Genomic DNA, 16,927 nt, shown 5'->3' with positions numbered 1-16,927 from the left:
GTCAGCCTGGCGCAAGATTGGGCACCTAGCGTTGCAATCCGGCCATTGAGAACCGCAGCCGACCCACGGGTGTTTCCCTGGATAATCGGTGAAAAGCAGCGGTCCGGCCACTCTTGCGCGCCTGCGCGAGAGCGGCGAGCCGATCGGGAGAAGGAACGCCGTCAACCTGCGGGCGGCCTCCGCCAGCGGCCCCGCCCGCGCTGCGAGGGGCCGCCATGTCGAAGCCGCACGCCGTTTCTATCAGCATCGCCGCAACGCTCACCGCGCTGATCGCGGTGATGAGCCTCATCGTCGTTCTCGCCTGCGGCTACGTCGCCTGGGAGCAATACCGGCAGTACAAGTTCGCCAACGTCGTCGGCCAGATGGCCGAGGTCGAGAAGCAGCTGTTCCATGCGCTGCAGACCTTCCGCAGCGAACGCAACGCCACAGCCGCCGCGCTGGCGCTTCCTCCTGCGGAAGCGGCGGCCGCCGCGGCGACGTTCGCCGCCGATCGCAAAGAGCTCGACGACGTCATGCGGATCGTCTCGGCCAATATCGACCTGCCCTACGCGCCGGACTGGCGGAAGGCGGCGAAGTCGCTGGAGGTGATCTACCGGACGCATCTCGAGCGGCGGAAGGCGGTCGATGCCGCGCTCGCGGTCTCCGTCGAGACGCGCAACCCCCAGCTCCTCATCCGCTTCATGCCGGAAACCGGCGATTTCCTGAAGGCCATCGAGCGCGCGTCCGACACGCTCGAAGCCGCCTTGCGCAATCTCGATGCCGTGGCGGGCAACTATGTACGCGCCAAGACCCTGACGTGGCAGGTGCACGCCAGCGGCGGCGAGATCGCGCTCGCGATCATCACCGCGCTTTCCGAGGCGCGCGCCTTCAGCCCGATCGAATCGCAGAAGGCGCAGATCGCCCAGATCCGCACCGCCACGCTCTGGGCGCAGGTCAAGGAATTCGCCACCGCGCCGGGCACGCCGAAGATCTTCGCCGAGAAGGCCGGTGCGGTCGAGAAGGGCTTTATCGGCGGACAATTCGCCGCCCGCCAGTCGCAGCTCATCGCAAACCTCCGCAACGGCGCCTCCGGTTATTCGCTGGCGGAATATCGCGCCGAGGCCGACAAAGCCTTCGTTCCGCTTGTCGCGCTCGCCAGCGCCTTCATGGACGCGGCGCTGGACCAGGCGCGCACCAGCGCCGGCGAGGCCCGCACCTCCTTCCTCTGGGCGGTCGGAGCCATGGTGGTCGGGCTCGTCGTCGCGGTTGCGAGTTTCGTCGTGATCTGGCGTCGCGTGCTGCGCCCTCTGAAGCGGATGACCGGGGCGATGCTGCGGCTCGCCGACAATGACCTTTCCACCGAAGTGCCCGACACCGACCGTGGCGACGAGATCGGCCGCATGGCGGGGGCCGTGCTCGTGTTCAAGGACGGCATGGTGCGCAACGCCGCGCTGGAGGCCGAGGCGGAACGGGCCCGGGCCGAGGCCGAGAGGCAGCGCCGGCAGGCGACCCGCGACCTCGCCGACGGTTTCGACGCCGCCATCGGCGGGATCGTCGGCACCGTTTCCTCCGCGGCGACGAAACTGCAATCGACCGCGGAACAGCTCTCCCAGTCGGCGAACGAAACCGCCTATCAATCGACGGCGGTGTCGGCGGCGGCCGAGCAGGCCTCGGCCAATGTGCGGTCGGTCGCCGCCTTCGCTACCCAGCTCGGCTCCTCGATCGACGGCATCGGCCGGCGCATCGAAACCTCGACCCGCATGTCCGGCGACGCGGTGCGCGAGGCCGGGGACGCGGCCGCCATCGTGCGCGATCTCGCCGAGGCGACCTCGCGGATCGGCGCCATCGTCGATCTCATCAACGCCATCGCCGCCCAGACCAACCTGCTGGCGCTCAATGCCACCATCGAAGCCGCGCGCGCAGGAGAGGCCGGCAGGGGCTTCGCGGTCGTCGCCGCCGAGGTCAAGACGCTGGCGTCCCAGACATCGAAGGCGACGAGCGACATCGCCCGCCAGATCGGCGACATCCAGCACTCGACCGCCGATGCAGTGCAGGCGATCGACGGCATCCGCGTCACCATCGAGAAGATGAACGCCGTGGCGAACGAGATCGCTCTCGCGGTGGACGAGCAGCATTCGGCGACCGGCGAGATCGTCCAGAACGTCGACCAGGCGGCTTCGGGCACCTATGAGGTCACGTCCAACATGAGCGGCGTTGCCCAGGCGGCCGAAGGCACAGGCGCCGCGGCCAATCAGGTTCTGGCGGCCTCGTCCGAACTCTCGACACAGTCGGAGCTGCTCCGGGAGCGGGTCGGCCGCTTTCTGGAGGACATCCGCGCGGCGGCGTGATGCGCCGGCGGGCCGGAGCGGCATCGTCGACCTCCTTCGGAACGCGCGAAAAGTGGCGCGGGGACGCGCAAAAAGGGCGGAAACCGGCGAGATCCTCTTGTGGATGACGGCCCTTGCGGCTATGTAAGCCGGGCTTAAACGGCGGTTTTCGTAAGTCTTCGCGATGCCTGTCGGGACGCGCCGGCAGGCCCGCCCCATGGGGACGCAGAAGCGGACGCCCGGAGGCAGCTTACGAATCCGTCAGCCCGCATGTGCCGACCCGCCCGTTCATGACAGGGCGGAAGCCCCAAGGGGCCGGGCTGGACGGATCGGTCCGAACCACTCGAACCGTCGGCACGCTCAGGAGTCTGAATGGCCTCGCTCAATCCCACGCGCGACGATTTTGCCGCGCTTCTCGACGAGTCTCTCTCCAAGTCGGAGATGCACGAAGGGTCCGTGATCAAGGGCATCGTCGTTGCAATCGAAAAGGACCTCGCCGTCATCGACGTCGGCTTGAAGGTCGAAGGGCGTGTTGCCCTGAAGGAGTTCGGAGCCCGCGCCCGTGACGGGGCGCTCAATGTGGGCGACGAAGTCGAAGTCTATCTGGAGCGCGTCGAGAACGCCCTCGGAGAGGCCGTGCTGTCGCGCGAGAAGGCGCGGCGCGAAGAGAGCTGGGTGCGCCTCGAAGTCGCCTTCACCAAGGGCGAGAAGGTCACCGGCCAGATCTTCAATCAGGTCAAGGGCGGCTTCACCGTCGACCTCGACGGCGCCGTGGCGTTCCTGCCGCGCAGCCAGGTCGATATCCGCCCGGTGCGCGACGTCGGTCCGCTGATGCACACCGCGCAGCCCTTCCAGATCCTCAAGATGGACAAGCGCCGCGGCAACATCGTCGTGTCGCGCCGCGTCGTTCTCGAGGAAACCCGCGCCGAGCAGCGTTCGGAGCTGGTGCAGAGCCTGGAAGAGGGCCAGATCATCGAGGGCGTGGTCAAGAACATCACCGATTACGGTGCGTTCGTCGACCTCGGCGGCATCGACGGCCTGCTCCATGTCACCGACATGGCGTGGCGTCGCGTCAACCATCCGTCCGAGATCCTCACGATCGGCCAGACCGTCCGCGTGCAGATCATCCGCGTCAATCACGAGACGCACCGCATCTCGCTCGGCATGAAGCAGCTGCTGTCCGACCCGTGGGAGGGCATCGAGGCCAAGTATCCGGTCGAGGCTCGCTTCACCGGCCGCGTGACCAACATCACCGACTACGGCGCCTTCGTGGAGCTGGAGCCGGGCATCGAAGGCCTGATCCACGTCTCCGAGATGTCGTGGACCAAGAAGAACGTTCACCCCGGCAAGATCGTCTCCACCTCGCAGGAAGTGGAAGTGATGATCCTCGAGGTGGATCCGGTGAAGCGCCGCATCTCCCTCGGTCTGAAGCAGACCCTGTCCAATCCGTGGGAGAGCTTCGTCGACAAGTACCCGATCGGGTCCGTCGTCGAAGGCGAGGTCAAGAACAAGACCGAGTTCGGCCTGTTCCTCGGCCTCGACGGCGATGTCGACGGCATGGTTCACCTGTCGGATCTCGACTGGAACCGTCCCGGCGAGCAGGTCATCGAGGAGTTCCGCAAGGGCGAAGTGGTCAAGGCGGTCGTTCTCGACGTCGACGTCGACAAGGAGCGCATCTCGCTCGGCATCAAGCAGCTTGCCGGCGACCCCTTCGCGGAGGCGGGCGACCTGAAGAAGGGCGCGATCGTCACCTGCGAAGTGACCGAGGTGAAGGAAGGCGGCATCGAGGTGAAGCTGCTCGGTACCGACCTGACCTCGTTCATCCGTCGCTCCGACCTCGCCCGCGACCGTGCCGACCAGCGCCCCGAGCGGTTCGCCGTCGGCGACAAGGTGGATGCCCGCATCCTCCAGTTCGACCGCCGCGCCCGCAAGGTGCAGGTCTCGATCAAGGCGCTGGAAATCGCCGAGGAGAAGGAAGCCGTGGCCCAGTTCGGCTCGTCGGACTCCGGTGCCTCGCTCGGCGACATCCTCGGCGCGGCGCTGCGCGCCCGCCAGGACGGCGACAAGGACTGATCCGCTTCGCGGATGCCGTTCCTTCCCGGTCCCGGGGCGCTTCGGCGCCCCCGGGACCGACGATACCGGAAACCCGCCGCGAGGCGGGTTTCTTCGTTTTGAGGCGCCAGCCTTCGCACACGAACGAAAACGACCGTCGCGTCAAGAGCGAAATCGCGTGTTGATCCAGCGGCTTCCGTGAGATTAACCTTGCTTTCGCCATCAGCGTCTGTTTGATGCCGAGGGAAGAGGTTTCGGCGCCGTCATGGCGAGGAACCCGGACATCGGGGCACCGGATCGGTGGGGACGGATCCGGCGGAAACGCCATAGCACGGCCGGCTGCCCGGTCTGCCGTGAAGCGAGGGAACGGACGCCTGATGCCCGTCGAACGAGGCACTTCCGACACCGGATCGCTGCTTCAGGCCGATGCGGTGGTTGAACGCCGCCGCCTGCGCCGCTCGGTCACGGGCTGGCGTGTCGCCGCCATTGTCGCCATCGCGCTCGCCATCATCGCAGGGATCGGCCTCGCCGGCGGGCTGGACGACGTGCGGGGCGAGAAGGACCAGATCGCCCGCCTTTCCGTCTCCGGCGTCATCACCGACGATCGCGACCGCATCGAGCTCATCGAGCGCATGGCCAAGGATCCGGCCGTGAAGGGCGTGATCGTGGCGATCAACAGCCCCGGCGGCACCACCGCGGGCGGCGAGGGCCTCTACGACGCCCTGCGCCGTCTGGCCGAGAAGAAGCCCGTGGTGGCGACCATCGGCACGCTCGGCGCCTCCGCCGGCTACATGACGGCGATCGCCGCGGACCATATCGTCGCGCGCCGGACCTCGATCACCGGATCGATCGGCGTTCTGTTCCAGTACGGCGACGCCGCCAAGCTGCTCGACACCATCGGCGTCGAGATCGGCGCCGTCAAAAGCGCCCCGCTGAAGGCCGAGCCCGCACCCTACGCGCCCGCCACGCAGGAAGCCAAGGCGATGCTCAAGAGCGTCGTCGACGACACCTACGCCTGGTTCGTCGACATCGTCGCGGAACGCCGCCGGCTGCCGCACGACCGGGCGCTCGCCCTCGCAGACGGCCGCATCATGACCGGTCACCAGGCCCGCGAAGCCCAACTCGTCGACGCGATCGGCGGCGAGGAGGTGGCGATCGCCTGGCTCGAGAAGGACCGCAAGGTCGCCGCCGGCCTTCCCGTCGAGGACTGGGAGGTGAAGCGGCGTTCCGGTCTGCTTTCGCTTGCGTCGTCGGTCGGCGAAAGCCTCGCCTCCGGCGTCACCGATGGACTTTTCCGCTCGTTCGGCATTGCTGTGGATTCGGCCGCGTTCTCTTCAGCCGGACAGCGCGTTGACGGACTTCAGTCGCTTTGGCACGTTGGCCCGATCGGGTACGACGACGATGGGGGCCAGGGGGCCTCGCAGCAATGATCAAGTCGGAATTGGTGCAGCTGATCGCGGAAAAGAACCCGCATCTCTACCAGCGCGACATCGAGAACATCGTGAACGCCATTCTGGACGAGATCATCGGGGCGCTGTCCCGCGGGGATCGCGTCGAGCTGCGCGGCTTCGGCGCATTCTCGGTCAAGAACCGGCCCGCCCGCCTCGGCCGCAATCCCCGGACCGGCGAGCAGGTCGACGTCGACGAGAAATATGTGCCGTTCTTCAAGACCGGCAAGGAAATGCGGCAGCGCCTCAACGACGGCGCGGACGACGAAGAGGATTGATGGCCGTCACCGGTTCGGCTGGACACGTCCCCGGCCGGCCGACGGTGGGGTCGACGCAGGGGGTTCTGCTGCGGTGAAGCCGCCACGGGCACCGGTCGGGCGGGCGCCGTCGCGCGGCAGGCGCGGGCGGCCTGAGGACATGGCGGACGGGAAAGAACAGCGATGCGTTTTCTGAAGGCTCTGGTGTTGATCGTTCTGGCCGTGGCGCTCGTCGCCGTGGCCGTCGCCAACCGGCAGGTCGTGCTCGTCTCGCTCGATCCGTTCAACAGTGTCGCCCCTGCCGTCGCCTTCCAGATTCCGCTCTACTGGGCCCTGTTCGCCGTGCTGGCGCTCGGCGTCGTCATCGGCAGCGTCGGGATGTGGTTCCGCGGCCTTTCCGACCGCCGCTCGCTCAGGCGCGAGCGGCGCGAGGCCGGGCACTGGCGCCGCGAGGCGGAGCGCAACCGTGCCCGCGCCGAGGCGGGAACCGGACCGGCCCTGCCTTCGCCGGCCAGCCGCGCCGGCTGATCCCGTTCCTCTCCAGATTGCGGGGCTTTCCCGCACAGGCCTTTTGCGAAATGGAAAGGCCGCCATCCGATTCGATGCGGATGGCGGCCTCGTCTGATCGTTTCGACTAACCGGATGGTTTCGAGAAGAACGGCCGGGCCGGGCGATCCGGCACACCTCAGGAGAACGGCGAGCCTCAGCCGCCACTGAGGACCGGCCCGTTCGGGACGTTCACAATCCCCTGCGAGACCGTCGGCTGGACGCCGAACCCCGGACCGAAGCCGTTCGGTGGGATCGCCGGACCGGGACCCAAGTCACCCAGCGGAATCACCAGGCCCGAGCCGTAGCCGTGCGGGGGGATCGCCGGACCCGGGCCCCAGTCGTCAGGGTTGAGAGAGGGCGACAGGGCGATGCCGCCGGTGACAGATTGAAGAGCCACGTCATCGAGAGCGACGTTGGCATTGTGACGTGCGAAGACGGACATGACTTGCCTCGTTGCTGTTGTGATCGAGCGCGGGAACGTTTCCCAACCGATGCAAACCGCCGGCGGGGGGAACGCTGCTGCCTCAAGTGCCTGATTGCCGCCCCGGGTGAGCTGGATCGGTCCCGGATCGACGGTGTTTCGATTGGCCCTGCCGATTTGCGTCACAATGACTTTGCATTCCGTGCGGATCGGTGCAGGCCTGTTCATATCGCCGGGAAGACGTGACGTTTCGAGTCAAATCTCTCGACATCGACGATTTTTGCTCTGATCGCGACAACATAAAATTACAGTCTCCCCTGACGTATTCTATGTCATCTTGCTTCAACATCACTTCGTCGATGTAGATAAGAATATTCCTTCTCTTGCCCACGTCCATATACACACTACCCACGCCGGGTACATGTCCGATATTTAACGAACCGACGTGTTCGCGTCGCGGTCGCCGTCGCAAGCGAGACGCGTGAAGACGTGGGGCGGATGACGTCCCCGTCATGAACGCCTTTTTTCGTCATCGGCATGTTTTCTGGTGCCGGCATATCGCCTCCGGTGCACACTGAAGCCTGTCGATCCGGGGGGATCGACAGGGCCGTTCCGATCAGGGGGGAACGCGATATGGCAGGCTCGCTCAAGAAGGGCGCGTTGGGATTTCTCGACACAGCGGTGATGGCGGTCGCGGGCGCGGCCCCGGCCTATTCGATCACCGCGAGCACGGCGGCACTTGTGGCTGCGGTCGGCATTGCCGGGCCCGCGGCGCTTTGGGTCGCCTTCGTGCCGATGATCGGCATCACGATCGCCTTCTCCTATCTCAACCGCTGGCGTTCGGATGCCGGCGCCGCCTACGCATGGGTCGGGCGCGCCATCCATCCGTCGCTCGGGTTCCTGGCCGGCTGGGCGCTGCTCGGCCTCTCGACCATCTTCATGGTGGCGGCCGCCCTACCCGCGGGCGAGGCGACGCTCGACCTGTTCGCACCCGGAGAACTGCACGATGTCACCTGGGCGACCGGCATCGGCGTGGTGTGGTTCCTCGGCGTGCTGGCGCTGATCACGGTCGGCATCACCGCCACCGCCAAGGTGCAGGTGCTGATGACGCTGCTCGAACTCGGCGCGCTGCTGCTCGTCGGCGTGCTCGCGATCTGGCATGCAAGCGCCGCCCCGGTCACGAGCCTCTCCTGGGACTGGTTCCTGCCGTCGAGCTTCGGCAACTTCCAGACCTTCTCCGCCGGGATGCTGGTCGCCGTGTTCTATTATTTCGGCTGGGACGTCTCGGCCAACCTCGCGGAGGAAACGGCGAACGCCGAGAAAACGGCGGGGCTTGGCGGCATCATCGGGGTGCTGGTGATCTTCCTCGCCTTCATCCTGATCCAGGTCGCGGTGCAAATGGCGCTGACGCCGGCCGAGGTGCAGAACAACAGCGCCAACCTGCTGCCGGCGCTCGGCCACGTGGCGCTTCCGGCGCCCTGGAGCGCCATCGCCGTGCTGGCGGTGATGGTGAGCGCGGTCGCGACGCTGGAGACGCAGCTCCTCCAATGCACCCGCCTGCTGTTCTCCATGGCGCGCGACGGCGTCGTCTCCGAACGGATGGGCCGGCTGCACCCGCGATTCCAGACGCCCTGGCTCGCCGGCTTCGCGGTCGCCGGCGTCTCGCTCCTGCTGTTCGCCGTTTCCGCCACGGTGCCGACGATCAGCATCCTGATGAGCGACCTCATCAACGCCATCGGGGTACAGGTGTCATTCTATTATGCCGTCGCCGGCATCGCCTGCGCCTGGTATCACCGCAAGGTGCTGCTGACCGACTGGCGGGTGTGCCTTTTCGCGGGCGTGGTGCCGTTCGCCTCGGCGGTGTTCATCGGCTGCGTCGGCCTCTACCAGCTGCCGCAGCTCGGCTGGCGGGTTTCCGTCATCAGCATCGGCACCATCGTCATCGGCATCGTGCCGATGTGGTACTACCGCCGCCGCTACGCCAGCCGCTTCTATACCGACCCGATGGAGCACGCCCTGCCCTATCCGGGGCCTGCGCGCGAGGCCGCGTAACGCACATCCCATAACGCACATCCCATGGGGATGCCGTATGCGGGCCGCCCGCTTCAATAGCGCGGCGCCCCGACCTGCTCCAGCATCGCGACCGCATAAGGTGCGAGCGACAAATCGCAGCCGCGGGACGCGAGCACGCCCGGGGGCGGCGCCGCGTCCCGCCCCGCATCGTCGGTCAACCTCACCTCGTCGACCACCGAGGCGCGCCACGGCATCATGCCGGCATGGGACAGCGAAAACGGCTGCAGCCGGTCGGTGATGTTGGCGATCCAGGCGACCGTGCGACCGCCGGCATCCCGCCCGGCGAGCGCGAGCACCCGGTCTGGCCGGCTCGACACGCAGGCAAGCCGCGGGGTTCCCGCAAGCCGGGCGAGGCCGCGCAGCACATGGAAGGCAGGACGCCGCCCGCCGTCGTCGTCGACGACGCCCGCGGGCCCTGTCAGCGCCGCACCGGTCCAGAGATCGAGCGCGGCGTCTGCAGTCGCCGCGACATAACCCAGCATCCACGCGGCGGCGAACAGCCCGCGCTGGCGTGGATCCTCGCCGGCCGACGGCAAACGGCCGCCCAAGGGATTCTCGGCCGGCCGGATGCCGGCCGAACAGGCGCCGAGCGCGATGGTGGACGGGCCGATGCGATAGGGCACATCGCCAAACACCGCTCTGGCCGTGCGGACCATGCAAGGCATCGCCTCCAGGCTCTGCATCACGCTGCGGTCGTCCGCGGCGTGCAGAATCGGACAGGTCGCGTGCGAAATGAACGCCAGTTGTTCCGGCGCCGGCCGCACGCGGTTCATCGCCTCGAACGACGGGAACGCCGCGCCAACCGCGACGCCGGGAAAGGCCTCGGCCGCAGCCCGCCGGATTTCGGCATGGGGCGGGCGGACGCCGTCGGACGGTGTGGCCGGTCCGTCCTCGTCCGACAGGATCGCGACGGATGTGGGTTCGAGCCCGGCGCTGCGGGCGAGGCGGGCGATCGCCTCCAAGGTCTCGAGCGCACGCTCCGTCCGCCGCACGACGCATTCGAGGGCGACGGGAATGCCGCTCGACCGCGACAGCGCCGCGAAGTCCGTCAGCGCCCGCCAGCCGTGGCCGGCCTCAGGATCGAACCGGCACAGCAGCGCCTGGGGTGCGATCTCCAGAAGATCGTCGAGCCGGTCCATCGTCCGCGCGGTTTCCTCCGGCGTGATGAACAGCCCGACCCGCGGGAAATAGCCCGCGACCGTGCCGAAGCCGAGCGTGGTGATGCCTGAGCGCGCCACCGCGGCCGCCGGGGTGCGGGTATCGGCGACCGACAGCCGGAGGCACTGGACGACGCCGGCCTCCCGCCGCGCACCGTCCGCCGGCTGCGACGGCCCGGTAGCGGCACGGGCTTCGCCCGAAAGGGGTTCGCTTGCAGAGGGGGTACTTGCAGAGGGGGCGCCTGCAAGGGGCGCGCACGCACGGGTTTCGTACGCCGCGTCCGACCAGGCCCGTAGATCGGTCATGTCGAAGCGCGCCCCTTCGAAGCGGCAGGTCGCGGTGATGCCCTCGGCCACGCTATGGGTGAGAGTGCGAATGGCGATAAAGGGCGGGATCGGCTCGATCAGATCCGGGAACGCCGACTGCTCGACGCGGCCGTCGTCATGCTCCACAACGACGGGGCGGCCGGCGACGCCGACGACCGGGTGGCGGACCCGCAACCCGATGCCGCCGGCGGCGGAGGCGGCCGTCGCACTGAGTTCGAACCGCAGGCTCCCGTTCGCGTGGCCCTCGATGCGGACATCGAACGCAGCGGCGCGCCCGTCGGCATTGCCGCGAAGGCGCACGGCGAACGAGCCGGCGTCCCGCTCGACGGACACGTCTTCGACGACCGTTGTGAGCGCACGCCCGGCCGCGACGCACCCGACGGCACGCAGGACCTCCCGCCCGTCATATCGCACCGCCCTGAGACCGCCGGAGACGAGTTCGGCGCTGAGACGGCCTGCGGAGAGCCGGATCACCGGCGGCTCCGCTTCATCGGTGCCGAGCCGCGCGACCAGCAGCGCATGGCCGCCGGGACCGGGCGGGCCCGGCGTCTGTTCCAAATCCGGCGGCGAAACGACGAGCGATGATGAACCCATGTGCTTGTCTCCCCGGTTCCACGGCTTCGTTCGGCGATCCGGTTTCGCCTCCGGATGATGTCGCGCCGCCGGAACGTCGCGCCCCACCGGCTTTCTGCCGCCGACCGGCCGCTCAATGAAGGGCGGGGCTGCTCCACGCCGCTCGCGCAGGACGCGCGTGCAGGAAGACCGGCCCGCCGGCAGCGGCACTTTCGTAGGCCGCCTCGACGAGGGCGACGGTGGCGAGGTTGTCGCGTCCGGACGTCGCCGGCTCGCAACCGCTGCGGAGGCAGTCCACCCAATGGCTCTGGATCGCCAGCACGCTTTCCTGAACACTGTGCCAGGGTCGCGCGGCCCACGGCAGCAGCGGCGGCGAGACGTCGACCGTCTCGCTCCCGGTCCGGTCCGTCACCACCATGCGATAGCCCGGCATGAGGTGGATCGAACCGAAAGCCCCGTCGATCTCGAGGCTGGTTTCGGGAAAGCTGTCGACCGCACGCCGCGTGGCATAGGAACAGTCCACGACCGACATCGCGCCACCGGCATGGTCGAGCAGCATCGTCACGGCATCCTCCCCCCGGATCGCAGGGTTGATGCGGGTCGAGCGCGCCGTCAGCCCGGAGACGTCGCCGAACAGGTGCCGCGCGATATCGAGCATGTGGATGCCGAGTTCCTGGATGATGAAGCGCTCGCCGGTGGCGAGATGGGGTTGCCCCTTGAACACGTCATATCCCGAGCGGAACGAAAGCCGGCCGAAGAACGGCCGGCCGATGCGGCCGGTGGCGAGCACCGCGGCGACGGCGCGGATCGGCGCCTGCCAGCGGAAATTCTCGTGCACCATCAGCGGAACGCCGGCCTCCGCGCAGGCATCGACCATGGCGCGGGCATCCGGGAGCGTTTTCGCCAGAGGCTTCTGGCAGATCACCGGCACGCGATGGCGCGCCGCGAGTTCGACGAGCGGGCGATGGCTTTCGACCGTGGTGGCGATGTCGACGAAGTCGAGCCGCTCGGCGGCGAACATCTCCGCCGCATCCCGGTAGCGCCGCGCGATGCCGAAACCCTCGCCGGTCGCCGACAGCCGGTCGGGGTCACGGTCGCAGATCGCCGCGATCTCGACCCCGGCGATGTCTCGCCAGGCATGGAGCTGGTTCATCGCAAAGAAGCCGCAACCGACAACGGCACCGCGCAAGGGCGCGGGCGGCCCGGCCGACATGCCGTGCACCATCCCTGGCCTCCTCCCGCTGGCCGCGGGGCGGACCCGCGACCGATCATTGGCTCCGCGCTGATTGTTCCGCGCGGTTCGGTCGGCCTGCGTTCCTGCTTCCCGGCGGCTCGGAGGGGCGCACGGGATGCTCGGGCGATGCCGACTACGACAGTCTACACCCATCGCGGCCAGGCTGCGCGGAAGAATTGCACCGCGCGCGTCAGCGGCCGCGCATCGCAGACGAAAAAGGCCGGCGCGGGAAGCCCGGCCGGCCTTCTTGAGACGGGTGCTAGAGCATAACCCGTTCAGATCGAACCGATCTGAAAGACAAGGATATGCTCAAGGTCTTGAATCTGGAGCGATTTCTTGTCCATCTGATGAGTCCATCAGATCGGAAAGCACTCTAGCGGCGTGTTCGCCGGCGCGGCATCAATCCTTGCGACATCAGTCCTTGGCGCGTTCCACGTAGGAACCGTCCGCCGTCATCACGACGATCCGCGTGCCCGGCGCGATGTGCGGCGGCACGGACGTCTTGACGCCGTTGGAGAGCACCGCCGGCTTGTAGGACGACGACGCGGTCTGGCCCTTCACGGTCGGCTCGGTGTCCGTCACCTCGAGCACGACGCGGGCCGGGATCTCGATGGCGACCGGCACACCTTCGTGCAGGCTGAGTCGAACGACCATGTTCTCGGCGAGATACACGGCGACGTCGCCGACCACGTCGGCCGGCACCGTCACCTGCTCGAAGCTCTCGGTGTTCATGAAGGCGTAGCCGTCGCCGTCCTGATAGAGATACTGGTAGTCGGTATCCTCGATGAAGGCGCGCTCGACCTGCTCGGTGGTGCGATAACGCTCCGAGACCTTAACGCCGTCGGAGATGCGGCGCATGTCGAGCTGGGTGACCGGCGTGCCTTTGCCGGGGTGGATATTTTCGGCCCGCAGAATGGCGTAGAGCTTGCCGTCGACCTCGACGACATTGCCCTGGCGGAGCGAGCTGGCCTGGACCTTCACGGAGCGGACTTCCTCTTGACGTTGATTTCGGGCCGGGAAGCCGGCCGGAATTTCGCGCGGACCCTATCAATTGCCTCGCGCCGCCGCAATCGCTACGAAGCGGCTTCGCACCGTCCCGCGCCGGAGGAACCGGCATGTGGGCCGAGCCCGGGAAGGCAGAGCCTGGAGGCCCGCGCGCACCTCCCGAGATCGAACGGAAAGAACCCGACAAGACCTGCTGCCAACAAGGCCTGCCGATCAGCGAGACCGGACCGACATGACGCAACGCCCCTCTCCCGGTGCCGGCTGGTGGCGCCCCGATCTTCACGCGGACCGTGCACCCCGGCTCGCCGCGCGCGGGCGCATCGTCAGGGCGGTGCGCCGGCTGTTCGAGGACGACGGCTTTACCGAGGTGGAAACGCCGATCCTCCAGGTTTCCCCCGGCAACGAGACCCATCTCCATGCCTTCGAGACGACCCTCTTCGCCAACGACGGCACGCCGTCGCGGCTTTACCTGCACACGTCGCCGGAATTCACCTGCAAGAAACTGATCGCGGCAGGGGAACGACGACTTTTCACCCTCGCCCGGGTGTTCCGCAACCGTGAGCGGACCGACCTGCACCACCCCGAATTCACGATGCTGGAGTGGTATCGCGCCGGCGCGCCCTACACGGCCCTGATCGACGACTGCGCCGCCCTGGTCGCGGCTGCTGCGGATGCCGCCGGCAGCGAGCGCTTCGTCTTCCGCGGCCGCGCGGCCGACCCGCGCGCCGGCATCGAGCGCGTCACCGTGGCGGAGGCCTTCCGCGATCTCGCCGGCATCGACCTGCTCGCAACCCTCGCCGACCCCGAGAGCCCCGACCGCGACGGCTTTGCCGCCGCCGCCGCATCGAAAGGCATCCGTATCGCCGCGGACGACAGCTGGTCCGACATCTTCAGCCGGGTGATGGTGGAGCGCATCGAGCCGTTCCTGGGCCTCGGACGGCCGACCGCGCTGTGCGACTATCCGGCGTGCGAGGCCGCGCTGGCACGACGAAAGCCGGACGCCCCCCGGCTCTCGGAGCGGTTCGAGCTCTATGCGTGCGGCGTGGAACTCGCCAACGGGTTCGGCGAGCTGACGGATCCGGCCGAGCAACGCCGCCGCTTCGAAGCGGACATGGCGCTGAAGGAACGGATCTATGGTGAGCGGCATCCGATCGACGAGGACTTTCTTGCGGCGCTTTCCCTGATGCCGGAAACGAGCGGCATCGCGCTGGGCATCGACCGCCTGGTGATGCTGGCGACCGGCGCGACGCGGATCACCGATGTGCTTTGGGCACCGGTTGCGGAGATTGGGTCGCCGATCTAGAGCCGCAGACCCGGCATGGGCGCTTCCCGCGCGGATCGACCTGCGGCGCGGCGTCCGCCGCGAGTCGAAAAGCGGCCATTGCGGCGTGCTGTCCGAGTGGTTAGAAAGTGCCTCGCGCGCCGTCGGGCCGCATTGGGGCATAGCCAAGTGGTAAGGCAGCGGATTTTGATTCCGCCATTCCCAGGTTCGAATCCTGGTGCCCCAGCCAGAACACCTGCCCGATGATCGCGATCAGGCCGCGTGGGGCCGTACGGTCTGCGCCGATGAGCACGGAAACATGCGTCGAAAGCGCGTTTTCGCGAGCGCCGATCTGCTTTCAACTGGCGCAGCGGTCCTTTAAAGTTATTCCGCTTCGGATCGCTTGCCGCGGCGGCCATTCCAGAGACCGCTCTGTTTTTCTGATGTCCGGTTTCGGCCATCCTGTTCGTAACATCAAGAACAAATTGACGAATGGCTCATCAGAAGACGACGGTCGATGATCATGAGAAATCCGCCGTTCGCAACATTGTCGCGATCGATCGAGCCCTGCTTTTCGGACCGTGGCTGATCTGCTTTCTCATCATTGCCTTGGTCGGGAATCTCCTGCTGAAGGAGCGCAGAGATACACTCAGTTCTCATGAGCAGTCGGCGACGAATCTTCGCGTTACGATCAGCAGCGACATCACGAGCTTCCTGAATGTCGCGGAGGTCTTGCTGAAGGATGTGATCGACGACCTGACCTTCGGCGCCAAGATGCCGGGGCGCGCGCATCACCAGCTTCTTGAACGGGCGTCGAGCTACCTTCCGAGTGCCACCTATCTGCGTGTGCTCGACACGACCGGCCATATCGTCGATGACGTCGGCGAGAATGTCCCGGCGGACATGAGCTTCGCGGACCGCGATTATTTCCTCGTTCCCAAGAACGATCCGAATGTCGGCACCTATATCAGTGCCCCCTATGCGAGCCGCCTGCACGGCGGCGTCCCGACCTTCGCGCTCAGCCGGCGCATCTCCAATCCCGATGGCAGCTTCGCGGGGATCGCCATGATCGCGATCACGCTCGCCAATTTCGAAAAGCTGTTCACCGAACTCAGACTCGGGAAGGACAGCGTGATCGCTGTGGTGAAGACGGATGGGCGCGTTCTTGTCCGCCAACCGTCAGAACCGGATCTGGAAATCGTCGGTCTCGATCTTTCGTCGAGCCCGAACTTCAAGCGACTGCTTGCGATGGGCACGGGGACGTTCACGGCCAAGGCCCGTCTCGACGGCGTCCGGCGCGCCTACTTCTTCGGCCCGGTGGGCAAACGCCCTCTTATCGTCAGCGTCGGCATCGCCGTCGACGAGATCTACGACAATTGGCGAACGCGTGCGATCGTCATAGCGGTCATCCTGACCCTGATATGCGTGGCCTTGATCGCCTTGAGCCTGGCGCTGCGGCACGAGTTGCGCCGCAGGGCGATCGCGGAAGCACACCTTGCCGCCCTCGCCACGACCGACGCTCTGACAGGCCTCGCCAACCGCCGGCGTTTCGACGAGGTCGTCGCCCGGGAGTGGCGGCGCACCCGCCGGACCGGCTCTTCTCTCGCCCTCCTGATGATCGACGCCGATCACTTCAAGCACCTCAACGATACCTACGGCCACGGGCAGGGCGATACCGTCCTGCGCGCGCTGGGCGGACTGATCGCCAGTTGCACACGACGGGCCGGCGATTGCAGTGCGCGCTATGGCGGAGAAGAGTTCGCCGTCGTGCTTCCCGATGCGACACTGGAAGAAGCCATGACGACGGCGGAGAAAATCCGGGCCGGCATGGAGGACCGGTATGGAGACAAGGCGGCGGCGGGCCGCGCCCCAGGCACGACCGTCAGCATCGGTGTTGCCTTCGCCACGGCGAAGGCCGATGGCGAGGTCGCCCAGTTGATCGAGGCGGCCGATCAGGCGCTCTATGAAGCCAAGAACACCGGCCGCAACCGCGTCGTCACGACCGTCGAGATTTGAAGCCAAAGACCGGACCGAATTGTACGATTGCGTACAGCCGGGGCGCGACCGTCGCCGATATGGGGCGGCAAGAGTTTGTGTCATCAGGCTCTATGGACCCTGTCTTTCCTAAAGGCAGGGCCACCGAAGGCAACGCCATGCCGCGATGCCGGCGCCCTTTTCCGCTCCCTGGGAGCAGGCTCCCGGTTCAACGGCTTGACCCCGCCCCGGAGGCGAGACCGCGGCCGGGCGGGTTGTAGGAGACCGAT

At 67.2% G+C, this 16,927-nt stretch carries 12 protein-coding genes and 1 tRNA gene; 9 read left to right on the top strand and 4 right to left on the bottom strand.

Going from position 1 to position 16,927, the window contains the following annotated elements; all coding sequences use genetic code 11:
• The first annotated feature begins 215 nt into the window (after positions 1 to 215).
• The 5 genes from BUF17_RS13590 (at position 216) to BUF17_RS13570 (ending at position 6,591) form a co-directional block, all read left to right on the top strand.
• Entirely contained in the window at positions 216 to 2,327 is a 2,112-nt protein-coding gene (locus BUF17_RS13590) for a methyl-accepting chemotaxis protein (protein ID WP_073629555.1), read from the top strand.
• A 351-nt stretch (positions 2,328 to 2,678) separates the two neighbouring features.
• Complete coding sequence (gene rpsA / locus BUF17_RS13585; protein WP_073629553.1) at positions 2,679 to 4,379, top strand: 30S ribosomal protein S1; 1,701 nt, start codon at positions 2,679 to 2,681, stop codon at positions 4,377 to 4,379.
• A gap of 356 nt (positions 4,380 to 4,735) precedes the next feature.
• Positions 4,736 to 5,788: a signal peptide peptidase SppA gene (gene sppA, locus BUF17_RS13580; protein WP_073629551.1), complete on the top strand. Its 1,053-nt coding sequence runs from the start codon at positions 4,736 to 4,738 to the stop codon at positions 5,786 to 5,788.
• Positions 5,785 to 6,084 (top strand): integration host factor subunit beta, encoded by a 300-nt coding sequence (locus tag BUF17_RS13575; protein ID WP_073629549.1) that lies wholly within the window; start codon positions 5,785 to 5,787, stop codon positions 6,082 to 6,084. The genes sppA and BUF17_RS13575 overlap by 4 nt, the downstream gene beginning before the upstream one ends.
• Before the next feature lie 162 nt (positions 6,085 to 6,246).
• The gene (locus tag BUF17_RS13570; RefSeq protein ID WP_073629547.1) at positions 6,247 to 6,591 is read left to right on the top strand and encodes a lipopolysaccharide assembly protein LapA domain-containing protein; all 345 of its coding nucleotides are present in this window, start codon (positions 6,247 to 6,249) and stop codon (positions 6,589 to 6,591) included.
• A gap of 175 nt (positions 6,592 to 6,766) precedes the next feature.
• Here the strand turns inward: BUF17_RS13570 and BUF17_RS13565 are convergent, their stop codons facing one another.
• Entirely contained in the window at positions 6,767 to 7,054 is a 288-nt protein-coding gene (locus BUF17_RS13565) for a hypothetical protein (RefSeq protein WP_073629545.1), read from the bottom strand.
• 612 nt (positions 7,055 to 7,666) lie between these two features.
• On the opposite strand from BUF17_RS13565, the gene BUF17_RS13560 reads away from it, so the two are divergent.
• Positions 7,667 to 9,085 carry an APC family permease gene (locus BUF17_RS13560; protein WP_073629543.1) on the top strand — a complete coding sequence of 473 codons (1,419 nt, stop codon included), beginning with the start codon at positions 7,667 to 7,669 and terminating at the stop codon, positions 9,083 to 9,085.
• A gap of 53 nt (positions 9,086 to 9,138) precedes the next feature.
• Here BUF17_RS13560 and BUF17_RS13555 read toward each other — a convergent pair whose 3' ends face one another.
• From BUF17_RS13555 to efp, 3 genes are all read right to left on the bottom strand, one after another.
• A complete protein-coding gene (locus BUF17_RS13555; protein ID WP_084564655.1) occupies positions 9,139 to 11,184 on the bottom strand; it encodes a D-apionate lactonase family protein in 2,046 nt (681 codons plus the stop codon).
• Between the two features lie 112 nt (positions 11,185 to 11,296).
• Entirely contained in the window at positions 11,297 to 12,388 is a 1,092-nt protein-coding gene (locus tag BUF17_RS13550) for a Gfo/Idh/MocA family protein (protein WP_244530882.1), read from the bottom strand.
• A 423-nt stretch (positions 12,389 to 12,811) separates the two neighbouring features.
• Positions 12,812 to 13,378: an elongation factor P gene (gene efp, locus BUF17_RS13545; RefSeq protein WP_073629541.1), complete on the bottom strand. Its 567-nt coding sequence runs from the start codon at positions 13,376 to 13,378 to the stop codon at positions 12,812 to 12,814.
• Positions 13,379 to 13,634: 256 nt separating this feature from the next.
• On the opposite strand from efp, the gene epmA reads away from it, so the two are divergent.
• From epmA to BUF17_RS13530, 3 genes are all read left to right on the top strand, one after another.
• The gene (epmA, locus tag BUF17_RS13540) at positions 13,635 to 14,705 is read left to right on the top strand and encodes an EF-P lysine aminoacylase EpmA (RefSeq protein WP_073629539.1); all 1,071 of its coding nucleotides are present in this window, start codon (positions 13,635 to 13,637) and stop codon (positions 14,703 to 14,705) included.
• A gap of 133 nt (positions 14,706 to 14,838) precedes the next feature.
• Positions 14,839 to 14,913 (top strand) — tRNA-Gln (locus BUF17_RS13535).
• A 242-nt stretch (positions 14,914 to 15,155) separates the two neighbouring features.
• The gene (locus BUF17_RS13530; RefSeq protein WP_084564653.1) at positions 15,156 to 16,679 is read left to right on the top strand and encodes a sensor domain-containing diguanylate cyclase; all 1,524 of its coding nucleotides are present in this window, start codon (positions 15,156 to 15,158) and stop codon (positions 16,677 to 16,679) included.
• Positions 16,680 to 16,927 lie beyond the last annotated feature (248 nt).

This window comes from Pseudoxanthobacter soli DSM 19599, from assembly GCF_900148505.1.
GTDB lineage: Bacteria > Pseudomonadota > Alphaproteobacteria > Rhizobiales > Segnochrobactraceae > Pseudoxanthobacter > Pseudoxanthobacter soli.
The sequence above is the reverse complement of the archived record's forward strand: the minus strand, read 5'-3'. Positions and strand labels throughout refer to the sequence as shown.

What these genes read in the sequence shown, in the direction of transcription:
- BUF17_RS13590 (WP_073629555.1), top strand. Translation starts at nt 216, where the DNA reads ATGTCGAAGCCGCACGCCGTTTCTATCAGCATCGCCGCAACGCTCACC.
- rpsA (WP_073629553.1), top strand. Translation starts at nt 2,679, where the DNA reads ATGGCCTCGCTCAATCCCACGCGCGACGATTTTGCCGCGCTTCTCGAC.
- sppA (WP_073629551.1), top strand. Translation starts at nt 4,736, where the DNA reads ATGCCCGTCGAACGAGGCACTTCCGACACCGGATCGCTGCTTCAGGCC.
- BUF17_RS13575 (WP_073629549.1), top strand. Translation starts at nt 5,785, where the DNA reads ATGATCAAGTCGGAATTGGTGCAGCTGATCGCGGAAAAGAACCCGCAT.
- BUF17_RS13570 (WP_073629547.1), top strand. Translation starts at nt 6,247, where the DNA reads ATGCGTTTTCTGAAGGCTCTGGTGTTGATCGTTCTGGCCGTGGCGCTC.
- BUF17_RS13565 (WP_073629545.1), bottom strand. Translation starts at nt 7,054, where the DNA reads ATGTCCGTCTTCGCACGTCACAATGCCAACGTCGCTCTCGATGACGTG.
- BUF17_RS13560 (WP_073629543.1), top strand. Translation starts at nt 7,667, where the DNA reads ATGGCAGGCTCGCTCAAGAAGGGCGCGTTGGGATTTCTCGACACAGCG.
- BUF17_RS13555 (WP_084564655.1), bottom strand. Translation starts at nt 11,184, where the DNA reads ATGGGTTCATCATCGCTCGTCGTTTCGCCGCCGGATTTGGAACAGACG.
- BUF17_RS13550 (WP_244530882.1), bottom strand. Translation starts at nt 12,388, where the DNA reads ATGGTGCACGGCATGTCGGCCGGGCCGCCCGCGCCCTTGCGCGGTGCC.
- epmA (WP_073629539.1), top strand. Translation starts at nt 13,635, where the DNA reads ATGACGCAACGCCCCTCTCCCGGTGCCGGCTGGTGGCGCCCCGATCTT.
- BUF17_RS13530 (WP_084564653.1), top strand. Translation starts at nt 15,156, where the DNA reads ATGGCTCATCAGAAGACGACGGTCGATGATCATGAGAAATCCGCCGTT.